The following is a 2,600-nucleotide window of genomic DNA, read 5'->3' as shown; positions in this document are numbered from 1 at the left end:
CTGGATCAATCCTGAAACAGAATGGCCTACTGTGGATAACCTGAGAGAACTGCTCAAAGACATACCTCTGAGGGAAAGGCTGCCTATTTATCCTGATTATATAAAAAAAGGATGGTACAGTAAGAACTTGAAGTCACTTATCAGATCCATGGCCGACAACGAAGGTTATAGAAGATCCCGGTGAATAAGGGCGTTCTGTTATTTTAGATAATGATTTATATTTTGAACAAATTGAGCATACTATTCCAATACACTGGTCTGGTCATACTATGATGTCAAAGATCGATGAAGAGCTGGTGGAAAGAGCGTATAGCGGAAAAACCAGCAGTGAAGATGCGCTCTTACTTCTGGATGCTGAACCTTTTGAACTATTCAGGTTTGCTGATAATCTGCGGTACGAAGCAGTCGGTGATATTACTACCTACGTAGTTAACCGCAACATTAACTTCACTAACCGCTGCATCGGAAGATGTGGTTTTTGTGCGTTCAAAGAAAAGAACGGATACATCCTGAAGAATGAAGAGATACTTGCCAAGGTAGAAGAAGCACACAAAGCAGGTGCAACTGAGGTTTGTATTCAGGGTGGTCTCTTACCGAACGCCGGTCTTGAGCTATATACAGGTATCCTCGAAACAGTGAAAGAAGAATATCCGTCAATTCATATACATGCATTCTCTCCAATGGAAGTTTATCATGCTGCAAGGACCAGTGACCTTAGCATCAGACAGGTATTACATGAACTGAAAAAATCAGGTCTTGGAACCATGCCTGGCACTGCTGCTGAGATACTCTGCGACCATGTCAGGAAAGAACTGTGCCCTGGAAAGCTCCTGACCGCAGAATGGGTAGACGTGGTCACCTCAGCTCACAGAACAGGTATCCGTACAACTGCTACAATGATGTACGGACATATCGAATCCTGGCAGGACAGAATAGAACATATGATGATAGTAAGGGATATCCAAAAAGATACCGGTGGCATCACCGAATTCGTGCCCCTGCCATTCATGCCTTATAATAATCCCATAGGTAAAAAAATGATAGATGAAGGGCGCTATGCCACCACAGGCATCGATGACCTCAAAGTATATGCGCTCTCTCGTATAATCTTCCATAAACATATCAGTAATGTCCAGGCAAGCTGGGTGAAGCTTGGAAAAAAGCTGGCCCAGGTAGCTCTCTATTGTGGAGCGAACGATCTGGGGGGAACGCTCATGGAAGAGAGCATCTCGACTGCAGCTGGTGCAAACAATGGCACTTCGATCTCCGTACAGGAACTTGAATGGATGATCAGGGGTGCAAACAGGATCCCAAAACAAAGGACCACACTCTACGAGATCGATAAAATAGAAAAAACGTCTCTTGGCAATCGCCCAAGGGAGGCTGGCAATGCAGTTATTTATTCCTGAGGATACGAGGGAGAAGGCCTATGAGGGAGAAATTGCCCTGAAGGATGCCCTTGAACTGGCAGAACTGTCTCCTCTGGCACTTTTTAACTTTGCAGATGAAATTCGTTCAAGTACTGTAGGTGATGTGGTCACATATGTTGTGAACAGGAACATCTACATTACCAATATGTGCAGGGGAAACTGCGGTTTCTGTGCTTATCGTGCTGAAAAGGGATTCGTGCTAAACATGGACCAGATACTTGAAAAAGTATCAGAGGCCAGTGAGGCCGGTGCAGTGGAAGTATGTATCCAGGGAGGATTCCTGCCTCAGCTTGACATAGACTTCTATACTGCTGTTGTAGAGAACATAAAGGAAGCATTTCCAAAGATGAGCATACATGGTTTTTCTCCGATGGAGATCTTCTATGCATGCGAGAACAGAGGCTTGTCCCTTGAGGAAGCCTTTGAAAAGCTTAAAGGGGCAGGTCTTGATACTCTGACAGGCACTTCGGCAGAGATACTCTCTGACAGAGTGCGCAGGATAATATGCCCTGGAAAACTGAGTACAGACCAATGGATAAATACTATAATGGCCGCTCATCAGGCTGGACTTAGAACCAACTCCACTATAATGTATGGCCATGTGGAAACCCTTGAAGAGCGCCTGAACCATCTCTTTATTCTGCGCTCAATACAGCAAAGGACAGGAGGTTTCACGGAATTGGTACCTTTACCTTTTATGCCTTATAACAACCCGATAGGTGAGAATATGCTCTCTCAGGGTAAATTCATGACCACAGGCATCGAGGATCTCCGTTTCTATGCCCTGGCACGGATAATCCTTAATGGACATATTGATAATATCCAGGCAAGCTGGGTCAAGCTTGGAAAGAAACTGTGCCAGGTAGCATTGCATTGCGGTGCCAACGATCTGGGCGGCACGCTCATGGAAGACAAGATATCCACAGCTTCCGGAAGCACTAACGGAGAATACGTTCCACCTGCTGAGATAGAATGGATCATCAGGTCTTCAGGCAAGATCCCAAAACAAAGAAATGCTCTTTATGAAGAGGTATGAATGCGCGCTGTCATCCCATACAAACAAGAGAATGCAAAATCCCGGCTTGCTCCTGTGCTCACCCTGAAAGAGAGAGAACAATTCGTGGAATTGATGTTAAGGGATGTAGTATGTTCCCTGAGAGAGGCAGGAGT

Annotated in this window: 2 protein-coding genes and 2 pseudogenes; all 4 read left to right on the top strand. The window is 45.2% G+C overall.

What is annotated here, in order from left to right:
- Positions 1-184, top strand: a pseudogene (gene cofG / locus AB7U21_RS11795) (7,8-didemethyl-8-hydroxy-5-deazariboflavin synthase subunit CofG); the annotation flags it as partial.
- An 85-nt stretch (positions 185-269) separates the two neighbouring features.
- Positions 270-1,409, top strand: coding sequence for a 5-amino-6-(D-ribitylamino)uracil--L-tyrosine 4-hydroxyphenyl transferase CofH (cofH, locus tag AB7U21_RS11790; protein WP_428389279.1), 1,140 nt, complete (start codon positions 270-272; stop codon positions 1,407-1,409).
- A complete protein-coding gene (gene cofH, locus AB7U21_RS11785) occupies positions 1,390-2,466 on the top strand; it encodes a 5-amino-6-(D-ribitylamino)uracil--L-tyrosine 4-hydroxyphenyl transferase CofH (protein ID WP_428389277.1) in 1,077 nt (358 codons plus the stop codon). The genes cofH (AB7U21_RS11790) and cofH (AB7U21_RS11785) overlap by 20 nt, the downstream gene beginning before the upstream one ends.
- Positions 2,467-2,600, top strand: a pseudogene (locus AB7U21_RS11780) (2-phospho-L-lactate guanylyltransferase); the annotation flags it as partial.

This window comes from Methanomethylovorans sp. (assembly GCF_050177135.1).
Lineage (GTDB): Archaea > Halobacteriota > Methanosarcinia > Methanosarcinales > Methanosarcinaceae > Methanomethylovorans.
This window is presented reverse-complemented; position numbering and strand designations above follow the sequence as displayed.

Excerpts from the sequence above, each read along its gene's own strand:
- cofH (WP_428389279.1), top strand. The coding sequence starts at position 270 with ATGATGTCAAAGATCGATGAAGAGCTGGTGGAAAGAGCGTATAGCGGA.
- cofH (WP_428389277.1), top strand. The coding sequence starts at position 1,390 with ATGCAGTTATTTATTCCTGAGGATACGAGGGAGAAGGCCTATGAGGGA.